This window comes from Psychrobacter sp. 1176_08 (assembly GCF_052850615.1).
The window spans coordinates 274,670-292,328 of the sequence record NZ_VXCU01000001.1 but is presented as its reverse complement, the minus strand read 5'-3'; the positions used below and the strand labels follow the sequence as shown (position 1 = coordinate 292,328).

16 protein-coding genes are annotated in these 17,659 nt (G+C 41.1%); 8 read left to right on the top strand and 8 right to left on the bottom strand.

Features of this window, described 5'->3' with window-relative positions:
- Positions 1-53 precede the first annotated feature (53 nt).
- The gene (locus FW759_RS01120) at positions 54-986 is read right to left on the bottom strand and encodes a DMT family transporter (RefSeq protein WP_446441937.1); all 933 of its coding nucleotides are present in this window, start codon (positions 984-986) and stop codon (positions 54-56) included.
- Between the two features lie 252 nt (positions 987-1,238).
- On the opposite strand from FW759_RS01120, the gene FW759_RS01115 reads away from it, so the two are divergent.
- Positions 1,239-1,922, top strand: coding sequence for a DUF421 domain-containing protein (locus tag FW759_RS01115; RefSeq protein ID WP_062844636.1), 684 nt, complete (start codon positions 1,239-1,241; stop codon positions 1,920-1,922).
- Positions 1,923-2,013: 91 nt separating this feature from the next.
- Here the strand turns inward: FW759_RS01115 and creD are convergent, their stop codons facing one another.
- The 4 genes from creD to pnuC all read right to left on the bottom strand — a co-directional run bounded on the left by creD (position 2,014) and on the right by pnuC (position 5,593).
- Positions 2,014-3,579, bottom strand: coding sequence for a cell envelope integrity protein CreD (gene creD, locus FW759_RS01110; protein ID WP_446441936.1), 1,566 nt, complete (start codon positions 3,577-3,579; stop codon positions 2,014-2,016).
- 138 nt (positions 3,580-3,717) lie between these two features.
- Complete coding sequence (locus FW759_RS01105) at positions 3,718-4,242, bottom strand: TIGR00645 family protein (RefSeq protein WP_062844634.1); 525 nt, start codon at positions 4,240-4,242, stop codon at positions 3,718-3,720.
- A gap of 60 nt (positions 4,243-4,302) precedes the next feature.
- A complete protein-coding gene (locus FW759_RS01100; RefSeq protein WP_446441935.1) occupies positions 4,303-4,899 on the bottom strand; it encodes an AAA family ATPase in 597 nt (198 codons plus the stop codon).
- Positions 4,850-5,593, bottom strand: coding sequence for a nicotinamide riboside transporter PnuC (gene pnuC / locus FW759_RS01095; protein WP_446441934.1), 744 nt, complete (start codon positions 5,591-5,593; stop codon positions 4,850-4,852). The genes FW759_RS01100 and pnuC overlap by 50 nt, the downstream gene beginning before the upstream one ends.
- Positions 5,594-5,893: 300 nt before the next feature.
- Here pnuC and FW759_RS01090 point away from each other — a divergent pair, with 300 nt between their 5' ends.
- From FW759_RS01090 to FW759_RS01065, 6 genes are all read left to right on the top strand, one after another.
- Positions 5,894-7,039: a beta-ketoacyl-ACP synthase III gene (locus FW759_RS01090; protein ID WP_062844631.1), complete on the top strand. Its 1,146-nt coding sequence runs from the start codon at positions 5,894-5,896 to the stop codon at positions 7,037-7,039.
- Between the two features lie 263 nt (positions 7,040-7,302).
- Positions 7,303-8,394 (top strand): peptide chain release factor 1, encoded by a 1,092-nt coding sequence (gene prfA / locus FW759_RS01085; protein WP_062844630.1) that lies wholly within the window; start codon positions 7,303-7,305, stop codon positions 8,392-8,394.
- Between the two features lie 118 nt (positions 8,395-8,512).
- Complete coding sequence (locus FW759_RS01080) at positions 8,513-8,902, top strand: hypothetical protein (protein ID WP_095570589.1); 390 nt, start codon at positions 8,513-8,515, stop codon at positions 8,900-8,902.
- A gap of 51 nt (positions 8,903-8,953) precedes the next feature.
- Entirely contained in the window at positions 8,954-10,486 is a 1,533-nt protein-coding gene (lysS, locus tag FW759_RS01075) for a lysine--tRNA ligase (RefSeq protein WP_131397566.1), read from the top strand.
- A gap of 162 nt (positions 10,487-10,648) precedes the next feature.
- Positions 10,649-12,502: a DNA polymerase III subunit gamma/tau gene (dnaX, locus tag FW759_RS01070; protein ID WP_446441933.1), complete on the top strand. Its 1,854-nt coding sequence runs from the start codon at positions 10,649-10,651 to the stop codon at positions 12,500-12,502.
- Between the two features lie 234 nt (positions 12,503-12,736).
- Entirely contained in the window at positions 12,737-13,636 is a 900-nt protein-coding gene (locus FW759_RS01065; protein ID WP_062844626.1) for a LysR family transcriptional regulator, read from the top strand.
- A 99-nt stretch (positions 13,637-13,735) separates the two neighbouring features.
- Here the strand turns inward: FW759_RS01065 and FW759_RS01060 are convergent, their stop codons facing one another.
- Together FW759_RS01060 and FW759_RS01055 are read right to left on the bottom strand one after the other, a co-directional pair.
- Positions 13,736-14,917: an acetylornithine transaminase gene (locus FW759_RS01060; protein ID WP_446441932.1), complete on the bottom strand. Its 1,182-nt coding sequence runs from the start codon at positions 14,915-14,917 to the stop codon at positions 13,736-13,738.
- A gap of 41 nt (positions 14,918-14,958) precedes the next feature.
- Positions 14,959-15,150, bottom strand: coding sequence for a DNA gyrase inhibitor YacG (locus tag FW759_RS01055; protein WP_084387292.1), 192 nt, complete (start codon positions 15,148-15,150; stop codon positions 14,959-14,961).
- Positions 15,151-15,347: 197 nt separating this feature from the next.
- Here FW759_RS01055 and FW759_RS01050 point away from each other — a divergent pair, with 197 nt between their 5' ends.
- On the top strand, positions 15,348-16,025 hold the full coding sequence (locus tag FW759_RS01050) for an SAM-dependent methyltransferase (RefSeq protein WP_446441931.1): 678 nt from the start codon (positions 15,348-15,350) through the stop codon (positions 16,023-16,025).
- A 138-nt stretch (positions 16,026-16,163) separates the two neighbouring features.
- Here FW759_RS01050 and FW759_RS01045 read toward each other — a convergent pair whose 3' ends face one another.
- Complete coding sequence (locus tag FW759_RS01045; RefSeq protein WP_446441930.1) at positions 16,164-17,558, bottom strand: ABC1 kinase family protein; 1,395 nt, start codon at positions 17,556-17,558, stop codon at positions 16,164-16,166.
- Positions 17,559-17,659 lie beyond the last annotated feature (101 nt).

Genomic DNA, 17,659 nt, shown 5'->3' with positions numbered 1-17,659 from the left:
TAAAAGTGAGTAAGTAAGCTAAAGACAAATCATGAATAGTGATATTGATGCCTTTAGCTTGATATTTTTGATGTCTTTTTACTTAAAGTAAATGTTAAAACGGCGCCTAAAATGACAGTGCTTGCTACCACGAATGGTAAGCTTAGCTGCTCAGATAAAAAGACCACACCCAGTATGGCTGCCAGTATCGGTACACATAATTGTACGATGGCTGCTTGTGTGTTTTTCAATAGTGGCATGGCTGTATACCAGATGCTATAGCCGATCCCAGATGCAATTGCGCCTGATGCGCCTGCCAGTAGTATTCCTTTGGTCGTGACATTGTTCAAATTGACAGTAGCGAGTCCCATATTGTCCAAGTAATACAGGCTTACCAATAATAGTATTGGAACCGCGATAAGGCTTCTGATGAAATTAAAACCAGTGGCTCGTAGTGGTGATACGCAAGTTTTGCCACGTATACTATATATACCCCAAGCGATACCACTGATCGTCATAAGTATGGCTGCCAATGGAGATGGTATTGCTGCTGACGGCAACATTAAATAAATAAATCCTGCTACTGCCACAATAAATGCTGTCCATTGCAATACGCTTAACTGCTCTTTTTTATAAATACCCCAACCAATCATGGTGAGCTGAACCGCTGAAAATAAAATCAGTGCGCCAGTACCTGTATCTAATTCTACATAAGCAATTGAAAAACATAACGCATAAATGACAAGGGTGAAACTGCTTAACCAGCTGCCTTTATCGCTTAACACGAGAAGTGTGCCATTAGAAGTGTCATTCATCTTACGCACTTGACGTTGTAAGTGAGAGGCGTGCAGTATCATAATGATACCCAAACAACCAGCAGCACTCACTAAACGAACGATAGTAAAGCTCCACGCATCTATATAGTCATCCGCTAACGCCATTCTACAAAACAAAGAATTCGCCGCAAATGCGATTAATGCAACAGTGGTATAAATCGTGGCTTTCAAAATAATTCCTACAATGATTAAGTTGTTTTTCTAATAAAATAGCGAGTAGAGGGCGTGGTCGCTCTGTCTTGTTTGAGCTGCGTTATTGATTGTCTCACGATCTATTTGATCTTGCGGTGCTTACTGCAAATAAGTCGCTTGAATGGTACAGGTGACTATTAAATTCATTGGCTCTATCAGTAAGTAGCTGATTGGAACTAATGACAATATTCAACTTAATGCATTAAAAAATGATAAATAGGAAAGAGATATATGGATTGGGCAAGTATTTTTATTCATGACACCACTTGGGTTTTTGCCATTGAGATTTTAATACGTGTCGTAGTGATGTTTACACTGATTATTTCGTTTTTACGATTTACAGGTAAGCGCGGTGTTCGTCAGCTCTCTATTTTTGAGTTGACCATTATTTTGTCACTTGGTTCTATTGCAGGTGATCCCATGTTTACTGAAGACTTGCCTATTATTCAAGCAGTACTGATTATGAGTACGGTTATCCTACTCTATCGCTTGTGTACTTGGGCAATGATGAAGTTTAATCCTGTTGAAAATTTTTTGGAAGGCAAATCACTTTATATTGTAGAAGATGGTGTGCTAGTACTTGATAAGATTAAGAAAGGCAAGATGTCACATGATGAGTTTTTTGCAGAAATGCGTCAGCAAGGCGTTGAGCATTTAGGGCAGGTGCGGACAGGACTGCTAGAGACAGACGGTAACTTTAGCATATTGCTATATCAGCCCGAAAAAACAAGGTATGGTATGCCGCTTTTTCCCAAAGAGTATCAAGCAGTCGAGCAAATAGAAGCAGGGACGTCTTATGCTTGTATGCATTGTGGTCATGTTGACCACATTACTGATGAAAACCAGCTGTGCGAGCGCTGTGAAAACAGTAGTAAAAACTGGGCCAAAGCTCTGAATTGCGAGATTGTTAGATAGTAACCTTATCGGGCAGTTCTAGGTGCGCTAATTGATTGACGCCAACGTAGAACTGCCCGATATGTCATTGTATTAGTATGTCCTCATTGTATTAGGCAATTTTATACCAATCGATTTTACGAGTCATTACCATCACGCAGGCAAGAATGGCAAAGCAAAAAACAGCACCCAATAGTAGATTCATATCTTCTGTGGTTAAGATGCCAAAAAACGCTGCATATAATCCTGCCAACGTCCCTGTAAATATTGCTGCTCGTTTTATACCACCTAAAACATAGTAGGTATACCAACCAATAAGCCCAACACAAGCACTAGCAGCAATGGCATAGGCTTTCCAAAATATGATTTGTTCTGCAAGTGGTAGTAGCAAGACATAAAAAACAAATAATGCGCAACCGACCAACAGATATTGGATAGGGTGAATACGGCTCGATTTGATCACTTCAAATAAGAAAAACGTGCCGAATGAGACGAGGATCAATAATAAGGCATATTTCATTGCTCGTTCTGTTTGTAAGTACACATCATTCGGCTCAGCAAAACTCACACCAAAGCTGTTTAAACTCACATCCCTAAAGCTATTAGGTACGGTGTCTGCGTCTGATATGGCAAGGTTTTCCTGCATTGTCATACTGGTACCAGGATTCATTGACGGGTAAGTACTATCAAACGTTGCCCGACTTGTAATAGTACATTGGCTATTAGCAATGCTGGCACACTGCGATAAATTTTGATTATTGGCAATAGTCAGGTACTGATTTCGCCAGCTGGCCTCAAAACCTTTGGAGGTCAGTTTTTTGGTATTTGGCAACGCTTTACCGATAAAATTTGGCGTCAGCCAGTTACTACGCATTGTCAGGCCAAAGTTCTGTCCAGTCGGCACAGTATTTAGGTTGCTTATACCCGCTAATGGAAGATCGACCATAATATCAATGATCTGATTACGCTTTTCTGTGACGCTTTTTTCTGAGCGAATCAAAACCTCTTGCGGAATAGCTACTTCCACGTAGGTTATATTTTTTATAATGGATATTTGCGGATAAGTCGCTTTGATTGGTTTTTTATCAATCGTCACTGTTGGCAAAGTAGCAAGGCCACGCAGATCTGATATGGGAATGATTAATTTTGCTTTATCCCAGTGAACCGTAGTTTTCTCTGGTTTTATTTTACTTTCAGTGTTATCAGTGCTGGTTTGATCTAATTCTTGATTGGCTACGCTTGTCGATTCGCTCAAGTTTGTGATGGCTTCATCAAAAGTATGATTTTGAAAAGTATAGTTTTGATCAAATGTCAGTGCCCCATTATAGCTGGTTGCATGATAAATACCGCGTTGGTAAGTATCCGTGCTAACGTCAAGATCTTGTGTCGCTTGGGTTTGATTAGCAAAAATGGTCTCGATCTTTGTATAAGAAGCCGCGCACTTACGATTCGTATCTGACGTTTCAGTCTGGCATTCGGGGGTGACCGTGGTAGGAATGGCAATGAATGGGGTAATGACTTCTTGCGGATTGACGTGCTGTTGCGCAATTTCTCTCACTACTGATTCTGCATAGGTTTGCCGCTCGTAAATAACGGAGCCAATCATACTAAGACCGATGGCAAAGATAAGGCAAAGCCCAGCGATAATAGCTAATTTGGTAAATAGTGTTTTTTGCATAAAAGCTCCTCATATGACTCTTTATTCCAAGACTGTCAATAAGGCAGTCGATAGGGTTAAAGAAATCATAGAGGGGCTATAAAGAAAAAAGATGTAAGAAGAGTGGAGAGTGTATGGAAAAATAAGCGCTAGTGTTTGCTAGTGCTTATTGGTATCGCCAACAATTTTGTCCATAATCGCAAACAGTAATCCGGACAAAACGAATGTCATATGAATAATGACTTTCCACATAAGCTTGTCTGCATCGCCTTCGCTCATACCACTTGTTATATCCATAAAAGATTTGAGAAGATCAATAGCAGAAATGGCGACAATAGCGCCGATGACTTTGAGCTTTAGCCCAGAAAAATCAACTTTTCCCATCCAACTAGGACGGTCATCGTGATCATTGGTATCGATTTTGGAGACAAAAATCTCATAACCGCTGAATATGATAATGAGTAATAAGCTTGCCACCAGTGAAATATCGACCAACACTAGTATGTCAACAATCACATTTGCTTCAGAAGCAACCAAAATATCTGCAAACATCCCCCAAAGCTTTTGGATGAATTTGATGAATAATAAAATAATTCCAAAAACTAAGCCTAAGTAAAAGGGTGCCAATATCCAGCGACTGTTAAAGATGGTTTTTTCTAAGTAACGTTCAATATTTTTTAGCATCGATATCTCTTAAGGTGCTTATAGATAAAATTACCAATTGTTTATGGGATAAAAAAACTTCTAATCATTGATTTCAGAAAGCCATGCTACCACTTGCCGAACTCGTTCCTCTCTATCGCCACCAATATGGCGATAGGGCTTTTGATGATGAATTAACTGATTTTCAAAAAACGTACTTATTTCTTCGCGCTGATACGGGCTATCCCGTAAGTCATCTGCTACCCACGGAACGTCCACGCTTGTGAGTAATATCAGATCATAATGATGTGCCAGTGCTGCTGTCGTTAACGCTTCAGGACAATCACCATAATACCAGTTGGAATAGACCATCAGTTCAAACAAACTGGTATCGCAAAATAAGTACCTAAGCTTGTCTGATGTGTACGCAGTTTGCTTGGCCAGTGTGTTTTCTAGTTTGATCTGACCTTGCGCAATAGGAAGCAAATCTTCCCATGTGCAAGTCAATTGCTCATCATTCCATTTTTTTTGTAGATAGGTGCGCATATACTCAGGTACCCACAGGCTACCAAAGTGCTCTGCCAAGTCACGGCATAACGTGGTCTTACCCGTACTTTCTGCCCCTAATATGGCAATGTTAATGACGGATTTAGGCGTATGCTGTGTGAGATTGCATGCGATAGCGGCGCTGCCATTCATAGTAAGCCCAGATTGCGATGAGAGTGAAAACCACGTATTGGAACGCAGTGAAAGTAAGCCCTTTATAGAAGTATAAAGGTATTGAGATAGCGTCGGCCACGATCCACAGTAACCAGTGCTCAATCTTGCGTCGTGCCATCAGCCACATCGCCATCAAAAACAGCGCAGTGGTGAGCATATCGGTATAATCGACCCACGTAAATAAATGCAAACCAAGCATGGCACCATCGAACCTAAAGCCATTATTAATGACAGGACGGAAGTAATAAACCAAAGCCACAAAAGCGATGGTAATAGTGGCTAATGCTGCCAATATAGGCACGTCTTTGATAGTTAAATGCTCGACTTGAATACTATGATTGGTATCAGTATTTTTTATTGACGCATCTTGTTGGCTCGTAGGATTGATGTGATCCTGCTTAGATTCTTTATTCTTTGTCCAATTTACCCAGCCATAAATACTCATGACGCTATAGTAAGCATTGATAAACATATCGCCAAACAACTGCCATTTCCATAACAAATAAACAAATATGGCTGTACTCACAAGACCAATAGGAAATACCAATATATTGGTTTTTCTGGCAAGTAGAACGCTTGCAATGCCGAATACAACAGCAATTAGCTCAAGCGCTATAAATACTGTAGAGTAGTCAGCATATTGACCAAATAACCAGCTTAAAAGTTCTACCATTAATCTTTCCAAAGATAAGTATCGAATGTCTTGAATCGTTTTTGATGCGGTTAAATTGCGATCAGCGTATAATCAAACGGCGCTGATTATATCGTAGCTATAATAAACTAAAAGTAATCTTTGCTTATTTTTCTCCACAACCAGATTATTTGTAACAAAGTATTAGAAATATAATAATATTCAGGCATAATAAGGGCACTGATTTTAAGTTTACATTTATTCACTGAAATCGAAAGACTGTGGTTTTTTTCACCTTTATACTTATACCAATCCCTAAAGTAGTAGACAAGGAAGCTTATCATGACGACTTGTATCACAGGCACGGGCCTGTATATTCCGCCGTATAGCATTAGCAATGAAGAGTTAGTAAATACATTTAACCAGTATGTTGATAATTATAATGCAAAGCATGCTGATGAGATAGCAGCAGAGACTGTTACAGCACTTCAGCATTCTTCAGCTGAGTTTATCGAAAAAGTATCTGGTATCAAATCGCGTTATGTGATGGAAAAAGAGGGTATTTTGAACCCTGAAATCATGGCACCAGTGATCGCTTATCGTAATTTAGGCGAAGAGTTGTCTGTGATGGCAGAAATGGGTGCGGCAGCCTTAAAAGACGCGCTTGCTGACGCTGGGTTAGAAGCGAATGACCTAGATGGTATCATCCTTGCTTGTTCGAGCTTTCAGCGCACTTATCCTGCTGTTGCCATCGAGATTCAAAATGAGATTGGTATGGTAGGCGGTTTCGCTTATGATATGAATGTGGCTTGTAGTGCTGCGACTTTTGGTCTCTCACAAGCACATGGTTCTATTGTCTCTGGTCTTGCCAAACGCGTCGCTGTGGTCAACGTTGAGATTACCTCAGCGCATTTGAACTGGCGTAACCGTGATAGCCACTTTATCTTTGGTGATGTTGCCACTGCTTCTATCGTTGAAGATTTGGATACACCGAAAGGGTATGAGATCCTTAACGCCAAGCTATTTACAGAATTCTCGACCAATATTACCAATGAATATGGTTTTATGGATCGATCAGAGTATTTGGCAGCGCAAACAGAGATGTATCCAGATATCAAAGATCCTGTAACGCCCAAGCTATTTTTGCAAAATGGTCGCAAAGTATTTCGTGAAGTCTGTCCAAAGGTTTCGGAGATTATTACTGAGCATTTAAAAGAAAACAACTTGCCAACGTCTGATGTTAAGATGATGTGGTTACATCAAGCCAATGCCAATATGCTTGATCTTATCCTGAGAACTGTGATGGGTAAAGAGGCAGACAAATCTATCGTGCCAAGCGTCATTGCTGAATTCGCCAACACCAGCTCAGCCAGTCCTATGGTTGTATTCCATCGCTATAAAGATGAATTGGCATCAGGTGATTTGGGCGTTATTTGCTCATTTGGCGCAGGTTATTCAATCGGTTCGGTATTGGTTCGTAAAGTTTAATCTGTCATTCTAAATGTTTTTCTTGATAAAAATAGCTAAGAGTGCTCTTAGCTATTTTTTTATGCCTACGTTTTTGGCTTGGTATTTTTATAAACTACAAGATCAAAAATAGCGTTAGTATTCCAGTTTTTATAAAGCCATATTGTCAATGTTACGGCAATATTGTCTAGAATAAGGCCAAGATTTCTGAGAGGTTTTAATTTACCCCAAAAAATTTGCTATAATCACGATCTTATTCCTCTCATCTAACTAAAAGTCCTTTTATGAAAGAATCCTTACGCCTGCGTTTAGACCAGATGGTAGACCGTTATGAAGAGGTCACCGCCTTATTATCAGATCCTAGCATCATCAGCGATAATAATAAGTTTCGTGAGCTATCTGTTGAGCATAGTGACTTGATGGATATCACTACTTTATGGCAAAACTATGTGCGTGCAGAAACCGATCAGGCTGACGCCGAGGCTATGCTAAAAGAAGCCTCAGATCCTGATATGAAAGAGATGATGCAAGAAGAGATCGATAGCGCACGTGAAACCATTATAGAAATGGAAGAAGCACTCAATCTGATGATGCTGCCGAAAGATCCCAATGATAAAGTGCCAGCATTCTTAGAGATTCGTGCTGGTACAGGTGGTGACGAAGCTGCTATTTTTTCTGGTGATTTGTTCCGTATGTACCAAAAATACGCACAGACGCAAGGTTGGACAGTAGAAGTATTGTCAGCCAATGAAGGCGAGCACGGTGGTTATAAAGAAATCATTACTCGTGTATCTGGCAATAGCGTTTATGGTCGTTTGAAGTTTGAGTCTGGCGCTCACCGTGTACAACGTGTACCAGAGACCGAAAGCCAAGGCCGCGTGCATACGTCAGCTTGTACCGTTGCGGTCATGCCAGAAGTTGAAATTGATGATACCGTTGATATCAATCCTGCTGATATTAAAATGGATACTTTTCGCTCAAGTGGCGCGGGTGGTCAGCACGTTAACACCACCGACTCAGCTGTACGTTTGACGCATATTCCTACCGGTACCGTGGTAGAGTGTCAACAGGAGCGTAGCCAGCACAAAAACCGTGCGCACGCGATGAAGATGCTGGTCTCTAAAATCCAGCAAGCCAAAGTTCAAGCGCAGGTCGATGTGGCGGATTCTATACGTCGTGATTTGGTCGGTAGTGGCGATCGCTCGGAGCGTATCCGTACCTATAATTTTCCACAAGGCCGTATGACGGATCATCGTATCAACTTGACCTTGTATAAGCTTGATTCGATTATGGAAGGCGATTTAGATGAAATTCTTGATGCTTTATTACGCGAGCATCAAGCGGACTTGATGGCCAGTATTGGTGGCGAGCAATAGCGTTTTATGGTCAGTTTATTTTACATAAATTTTTTAGTAGATTGCCCATAATAGTAAGCAACTATGCCAAACTTGATTTTCCTATAAACAGATCCATATTTTGAATGTGAGAAAAATTATGAATAATCGCTTAGCTTTATTTTTTATGGGTTTGTTTTCTTTATTGTTTATATCTGCTTGTCAGACACCAGCAATGACAGAAGAACAAAATAATGCCAATTCTGCATCCAAAAGCGTAGAGATGCTGGCAAAAGAATGCCTTGCAAAAGGCGGTGAGTACACCAAAGAAGGTCGCCTACAAGCATATCGCTGTGTACAGCAGTTTTCAGATGCAGGAAAATCTTGTAGCGACAGCTCTGAGTGTCAAGGCAAATGTACCAATTCGGATACTGCTATTGAGGCTGGCACGGCAAACGTAAAAGGAACATGTGCCGCCAATGATACCCCTTTTGGTTGCCGTCAAACCATTGAAGGGGGCGTTGCTAAAGGATTTTTGTGTGTAGATTAATCTTATAAATTTTTAAATATAAAAACTAACTTATCAAAATTTGAGAGTGTTATGTCAAAAGCCAATAATCAAAATCAAGACCAAACCCCAGTACAAGATACCAATGAGCTGATTGCACAGCTGCAAGCCAAGCTAGACGATATTAGCGCTTCAGGTAAACAGCCGTATCCGAATACATTTAAACGCACGGATTATGCACAAGATTTACAAACGGCTTTTGATGGTGTCTCAAAACAAGAAATCGAAGAAAAGGCTGCTAATGGCGAAAAAACACAAGTAAACGTAGCGGGTCGCGTCATGCTAAATCGTGGATCGTTTATTGTGATCCAAGACATGACGAGTCGTATTCAGCTGTACGTTGCACGTAAAGAGCTTGATGATGAAACACGTGCGAGTATCAAGTCGCTAGATTTGGGCGATATCATTGGGGTGTCAGGTTATATCGGCCGCTCAGGAAAAGGCGACCTGTATGTGCATATTGAAACGCTTGAGCTGTTGACTAAGTCATTGCGCCCGATGCCAAACAAATTTCACGGTTTAGCAGACGTAGAAGCCCGTTATCGCAATCGTCATCTTGATTTAATGACCAACGAGACAACTCGCGATACTTTTATGATTCGCAGCCAAGTCATCAGTGGCATCCGTAAGTTCATGCTGAATGAGCGATTCATGGAAGTAGAAACGCCAATGATGCATCCTATTCCAGGCGGTGCAGTGGCGCGTCCGTTCGTAACGCATCATAATGCTTTAGACATGCCACTTTACTTGCGTATCGCTCCTGAGCTGTACTTAAAACGTTTGGTTGTTGGTGGTTTTGAGAGAGTGTTTGAGATCAATCGTAGTTTCCGTAACGAGGGTGTATCTACTCGTCACAATCCTGAATTTACGATGATTGAGTTTTATCAGGCTTATGCTGACCACCATGACTTAATGGATTTGACGGAACGCTTATTTAATGAATTGGCAATAGACATCTTAGGTACGACTGAGATTACATATCAAGAAGAAGCTATCAGTCTAAAAGCACCTTTTGCGCGTCTTTCTATGCCAGACGCCATTGCAAAATACGCAGAAAATTTTGATACAGCACGCATGAGTGATCGTGAGTATCTTGCTGAATACACCTCAACGGTTTTGAAGCAGCAAGTAAAAGAAGGTTTTGGTGTAGGCAAATTGCAAACGATTATCTTTGAAGAAACGGCTGAGCATCAATTGCGTCAGCCGACTTTTATCACCCAGTACCCAGCAGAAACCTCGCCATTGGCACGCCGTAATGATGACAATCCTGAAATTACAGATCGTTTTGAGTTGTTTATCGGTGGCCGTGAATTGGCAAATGGCTTTAGTGAGCTTAATGATCCAGCTGATCAGGCAGAGCGTTTCCGCGGTCAGGTTGCTGAAAAAGACGCGGGTGATGACGAAGCTATGCATTTTGATGAAGAGTATATCGAAGCCTTGTCTTATGGTTTACCACCAACAGCAGGTGAAGGCATTGGTATTGATCGCTTGGTGATGTTACTGACAGATTCTGCCAGTATTCGCGATGTGATTTTATTCCCACATATGCGCCGCAAAGTTGATTAATAATAACTATCTTTCTTTTTAATCAAGATCGGTTATTGAACATCTGATAAGCCTTTATTGAATCAGTAAGAAGCCAGACGTATGCGCTGGCTTTTTGCTATAATGAGCATTCAAAAATACATTTAAAACAAGAACATTCACTACTTGGCACAATGGATCGCTATGTCGCAGCAATATCAAGTTTTAGCGCGCAAATACCGTCCCAAAAACTTTCATGAGTTGATTGGACAAACGCATGTATCGCAAGCATTGATCAATGCAATTGATTATAATCGTCTGCACCATGCCTACTTATTTACTGGTACACGTGGGGTGGGTAAGACGACGATTGCACGTATTTTGTCTAAATGCTTGAACTGTGATACTGGTATTACTAGTACACCTTGCGGTGTGTGTGATAATTGCGTGGCCATTGATCAAGGTCGTTTCATTGATCTTATTGAGATTGATGCCGCTTCTCGTACCAAAGTCGAAGACACTCGAGAACTATTAGACAATGTGCCTTACGCGCCAAGCCAAGGGCGTTACAAAGTTTATCTGATTGATGAAGTGCATATGCTATCGACGCATAGCTTTAATGCGTTACTGAAAACATTAGAAGAGCCGCCAGAGCATGTGAAATTTTTGCTCGCGACCACTGATCCACAAAAACTGCCAATTACGATTATCTCGCGCTGTTTGCAATTCGTGTTGCGTCCATTGCCGCAAACACTACTTAGCGAGCATCTGGCCAATATCCTTACCCAAGAGCATGTAAATTATACTCAACCGGCACTCTGGCAGCTAGCGAGTGCGGCGAAAGGGTCGGTACGTGATGCCTTATCATTGACAGATCAGGCCATTGCTTTTGGTCAAGGTGCGCTGGATGATGCTACTGTCAATGCGATGCTTGGTTTGATCGATGCCGCTGATTTGGTCAGTCTGATTACGGATATCTATAATCATGATAAGTCTGCTGTCGCCTCGCATATTGAACAGATGCGAGCACAGATGGTTGATGCTACTAGTATGTTTGATGGACTTGCAGAGTTACTCCATCAGTTGGCATTGACGCAGTTATTGCCTGAAGTTGCTCTCAACGTGAACGAAGCGCAGGCACAGGATATCACTGCGCTTGCACAACATATCAGCCCAGATGTGTTGCAACTTTATTACGAGATCGTCGTACAAGCTCGCGAAGGTGTCAAGCTTGCCAGTACACCGATGCAGGCGCTTGAAATGTGCATCTTACGTTTATTGGCTTTTCGTCCGCTACCAGTAGATGAAGTATTAAAAAATACTTACGACAATATTGACGCTGCACAAAAAACATCTGCAATAGAAAATAGCACATCTATGCAGCCTTCACAGTTGGCATCAGTACCACCCTTACAGCCTTATGATGTTGATTATCAAGAGGAAGATAACGATACCGTACAAGATATTATTTATGATGACAACGAGTGGTTAGCCAATAGCGCTGAACCTGAACCAATTGCTGAACCTGAACCAATTGCTGAGCCTGAACCAATTGCTGAGCCTGAACCAATTACTGAGCCTGAACCAATTACTGAGTCTCAAATAGTAACGCAGCCTGATGATCCTCGTACTTTGCTACGTTGTCCACCCCAAGAGTTAACAGGTGAGTGGACACCCGAAAAATGGGATTACTGGCTACAAACGGCTCGTGAAACTGAAATACTAGCTCAGGATGAGTTGGCTTTGGCTCGTCAAGGTGTAGTAACAGGGTTATGTAATGGTAAAGCAACTTTTTTGACGAGTGTTGATAGTAGACATTTACAAGCGACTTTCCAGCAGTTAGCGCAAAAATTACAACAACAATTCCCTCAATTAGAGATTGATTTACAAATTGATGGCACCATTATGCAGGCTGATGACAAAACGCCTGAACGGCGCCAACAAAAACGTTTGGTGCAAGCCAAAACAGTGGCAGAATCAAAGCTGCTCAATACGCCAGTTATGAAGTATTTAACTGAGCGTGGTGAAGGAAAAATGGGTAAAGTTCAGTTGTATTAAACAGTCTTAAAGCGTCCTATTAAAAAAATTTAAAAAGTATGTAAAGCTATTAGAAACAATTACTATATAAAATATCAAGGCGATGCTATTCTATCGCCTTGATATTTCTATTTTTATTGATTGTAAATAAAGCTGTTTAAATAAAAGTAGCGTATTTTATAACAGTAAGAAAAATTAAAATTCGTTATAATGGTTAAGTTATATTAAAAATTAAGATGCAGCTTAGGTGAGAATATGTTAGATAATTTACGCGGTATGGCTGTGTTCGCCAGTGTGGTTGGACATGGCTCTTTTAGTGGCTCAGCTCGTGAGCTTGGCATTACGACAAGTGCGGTCAGTCAACAGATCCGTTCATTAGAAAATGAGCTGGGTGTGATATTATTGCATCGCTCAACTCGTAAGCTGAGTTTAACAGAAGCGGGTGAGAGTTTTTATGAAGCGGCAAAAGACGTGGTCAGTGCGGCTGAACAAGGTAGAATTAAAGTCAATCAGTTGCGTGATGAGTTAGCGGGTAGTCTGCGTGTGGCAACCACGCCTGAACTTGGTGTTAATCATATTTTGCCTGCTCTATCTACGTGGATGGCTGCACATGATGATTTGAGCATCACATATCTGGCGGATAACCATTATATCGATATGATTGATGAGCGCATTGATATTGCCATTCGTATGAGTCCTACAATCAATGACTCTACATTGAGTAGTCATCCATTGACTGACGTGCGTCAAATGCTTGTTGCCTCTCCACAATATCTGCGTCAAAACACTAAGCTGCAAACCCCAAAAGACTTAGCTGATCATCAGCTGATTTGTATTGAAATCATGAAGGATGCCAATCAAATCGATCTGATTCAAACAGAGACTGGCAAAAAAACCCGTACAAAACTAAATTCACGCATTTATACCAATAACGTTTTCATGGCAACCACATTGGCCAAGGAAGGTCATGGCTTGGTTAGAATGATGGAGATGGATATTAAGAAGGAGCTAGAAAGTGGAGAGCTGGTCGAAGTTTTGACTGGTTATCAATTACCAAGCTTTGTACTCTATGCGGTTACCTTAAACCGTGATCAGCAACCTGCTAAAATCACTCGTTGTTTAGAAGTGTTAAAAAAGTATTTTCATGCAAATTAAATTGACATCAGAGTAAGAATTAACCACTCATAAATGTCATAAAAAATCCTATAGATATAAACTATCTATAGGATTTTTTATAATACAAACTGATGAGTTTTAAAAACTTGGCTTTAGCAGTTTAATCAAACGTTCAGCCACCTGTGTGCTCTCGTCACGATTCATATTGAGCGGCGGTAATAAACGTATAACATGACCACCAGTAACGTTAATAATCATTTTTTGCTCATCACGTGCACGATCCACTAGTTGGCTACAGTCCATATTGTCGGGCATCGAAATACCAATCATCATACCAGCACCGCGACTACTCACGCCATGTTGCCCCAATGCATCGACTACAGTCTCTCGAATGAATAGCCCCTCTTTGACAGCATTTTCCATAATGTCACTGTTTGCTAAGACTTCATAGACGCTATGTACAACGCGACTTGCCAGTGGCGTACCACCATAAGTAGACCCATGACTACCAGCACCAAACAACCCATTAGCACGGCCACGTACCATACAGGCACCAACTGGGAACCCATTACCTAAGCCTTTAGCCGTGGTTAATACATCGGGAAGCGCATTACTGTGTTGATAAGCAAAGTACTTGCCAGTACGTCCATTGCCTGTTTGAACCTCATCCAGCATAAATAACCAATTATGTGCCTCACACTCTGCTTGTAACTCTTCAAGATAAGCAAAACCATTGGCAGCTGTATTAAGACCACCTTCGCCTTGAATCGGCTCTACAAAGATGGCACAGATATCATCATGGTCTTGGGCTGCTTGTTTAATCGCATTAATGTCTCCAAATGGCACACGAATAAAGTCTTCATCTAGCGTATAAAAACCTTCACGTGCTTTTGGATTGGCTGTGGCTGACAATGACAATAGGGTACGACCGTGGAATGACTGCTCCATAACGATGACTTTAGGACGTTTAAAGCCTTGCTTGTGTGCATATAAACGAGCAAGTTTTAAGGCAGCTTCATTTGCTTCAGCGCCGCTGTTGGCAAAGAAGACGCTGTCCATTTGAGCAGCAGTACATAGGATCTCGCCTGCACGCTCCTGCCAATCGATGCCAAATAAGTTGCTAGTATGTACTAAGGTGGCAGCTTGTTGTTGGATAGCATCAGTCACCTGCGGATGGCAATGACCCAATCCGCATACAGCAATGCCCGTCAGTGCATCTAGATAAGGGGTATCATCTTTGGTATATAGCCAACTGCCTGAACCGCGAGTAAAGCTGATTGGTTGACGGTTATAAGTGGGCATCAGGTAAGTTGCAGGCATATAAAACATCCTTGAAGTAATAGAGTGATTAAAAAGACTGGTTATAATTCGTCAGAGAACGGCGTCGTTTCAGCGGGTAAAGTATAGTCTTCATTTGCCCAAGCGCCTAAGTCAATGAGCTTGCATCGACTACTACAAAACGGCTTATATTTATTGTCTTGCCATGCCGTCTGAGTGCCACAGCGTGGGCAAGGATAGGTCTTGGGTGAAGTATTGGGAGTAGAATCAGACATAATAAGAGAGAAGGTATCCTTGAGATTAATGGTGTGAGTGCAGCTATATAAAATAGGGCAACAAATATTGCCCATGCTGGTCTAAATCATATTGATAAATGGGCACACACCGTTGTTATATTACTATTCAGTTGGATTGGCTATATAATAGCATGCGACCGAATAATGGCAAAAGACAAATACTTTAAGGACAGTAGATGACTGATAATATCGAGCTTACGCATCACCAATTACGTGCATTTCAACCAGAAAAGCTCTCACCACCACGCAATTTTATCATTCCAAATATAGTCATAGAAAATAAAGACAATTTGCCCTTGCTGTTAGAGATTGGCGCAGGGAAGGGCAAGCATGCTTTGGGCTTTGTATCACAAAACCCTGATAAGCACTTGGTTGCGATTGAGCGCACACGCAACAAATTTGACGCCTTCGCTAAACTAACAGCATTGCAAAATGCCCCGAATCTAGATGCCATACATGCTGATGCGATTGCTTGGATTGTTCATGCCATCGCACCGAGTAGTGTAGCAAAAATCTTTATTCTCTATCCCAATCCTGAACAGCATAATCCCAATCAGCAGTGGCTGAACATGCCTTTTTTTGAGTTTTTATTGTCACGTTTACGAGATGATGGGGAAGTAGTGTTAGTGACCAATATCGAGTCATATATGGACAATGCTGCGCAACGAGCAACTGAGATTTGGCGCTTACCAAATAAGCGTTATCAAGTCCTCATAGACAGTCAACGCACGCATTTTGAAGTCAAGTATTTGGCAAGGGGTGAGACTTGTTGGGAGCTTAGCATGCGTAAGCCACAAGGTTATAAAACCAGATTTGATAATTGGCAAGCGGATTGTAGAGGCACTAAAAAATAGCCTAAGCAATAATATAATCAAGACTACGACAGCCAAAAATTTGAAATACATAGAAATATAAAATAGCCTAAGTAAAGATGAATAAAACAAAAAAAACCGCCACAAAAGAGGCGGTCCAAAATTCACTCTCAATTAAGATTATAAATAAGGTCTTACCAATTTATTAGAGTCAGTATAAGAATTTAACACTGTTAATAAAGTATAGGCGCCAATAAATTTCCGACTAATGAACATAAACTCTTTCGGAGGAAGATTAAATTCAAAAGATTGCATCGCACGCGTAGCAGCGGTTGATAGGCGAGAATGCAGCTTACTATTTGCCCAAATATAACGGCCTTTCTCATCTAAACGATCACTAGGAATATCAGGATTTGTTGCAGGATTACTAAAAGGTTCTGTCGCAAGCAAAAATAAAGAGGCAACATCAGAGCGTACCTTATTACTCATACTATCGAAAAAATTGTATCCCGTCATTGCTAGTACCATGGCATCATGATCATGATGATAACCAGCTTTTAATAATCCATGAGCAATGGTCAATAAATTCTCATCAAACTGACGAATAGCGCCAAAATCTAATAGCACTAATTTATCAGGCTCTCCTTCATTAGTACTGACCCGAACCAAATAGTTACCAAAATTTGGGTCTGTTTGCATCTCTCCCCAAACAAAAATTTCTTGCATCATAATTTCAATGGCAGCCTGACCAATAGCACTACGACGTTCATGCGACAATTGCTGCAAAACGTCAGATACAACTGAAACACCTGGCTCATAAGACATGCACAACAAGCGTTTTTTTGAGTATTCACGATTAATTTTCGGAACAACGTAGCGCGGATCATTGCTTAAACGATCGTAAAAACGCTCAGTCGTTACGGCTTCTGCTTCGTAATCCACTTCATGATGTAATAAGTCGCGTATTTCTTCAAACCAAGCATCTAGTGAGCGAGTCTGCGGGACGATATTGCTTACTTTTAACAGTCGTTTGAATAAAGCAAGATCTGAATTGATAGCATCTGCCACACCAGGATATTGAATTTTTAATACGACTTGCTCCCCTGTAGCAATGACAGTAGCGCGATGGACTTGGGCGAGGGAAGCAGTACCAATCGGTACAGGGTCAATATCAAGCTCATTTAATCTTTCACCCAACAAATCACGTAACGTAAGCTCAATCGTTGGCCATGACAATGTCGCTGTATCATCATTTAACGTTTGCAGAGCACGTGTAATCTCAGGCGGTAGAATATGCTCTCCATAAATGGCAAGCATTTGACCTATTTTAACAACAGAGCCTTTCAACTTACCCAGTTCAGCTGCCAAATAGTTCGCCTGCGTTTCCATAAATGCTTGGTTACGCGCTGTACGGGCTTCTTTATTTAAAAACATGCCAGACACACTATTACCCGCCCATCGACGACCAATATTTAAGGAAGTTTTGGCAATCGACATCCGACGCTCAAATCCTGAGGTTTTTAAGTTATCGATTGATTGTTTATTGCTAAAAGGTTTAGACGTATCATTTGACATAAATATAATCATTCATCCAGTTGCTATTGATGTGCGGGTTCGAAACCTACAATACAAGGGAGATGTGATGCACAGATACGAAATTGTATCATAGAAAGCCT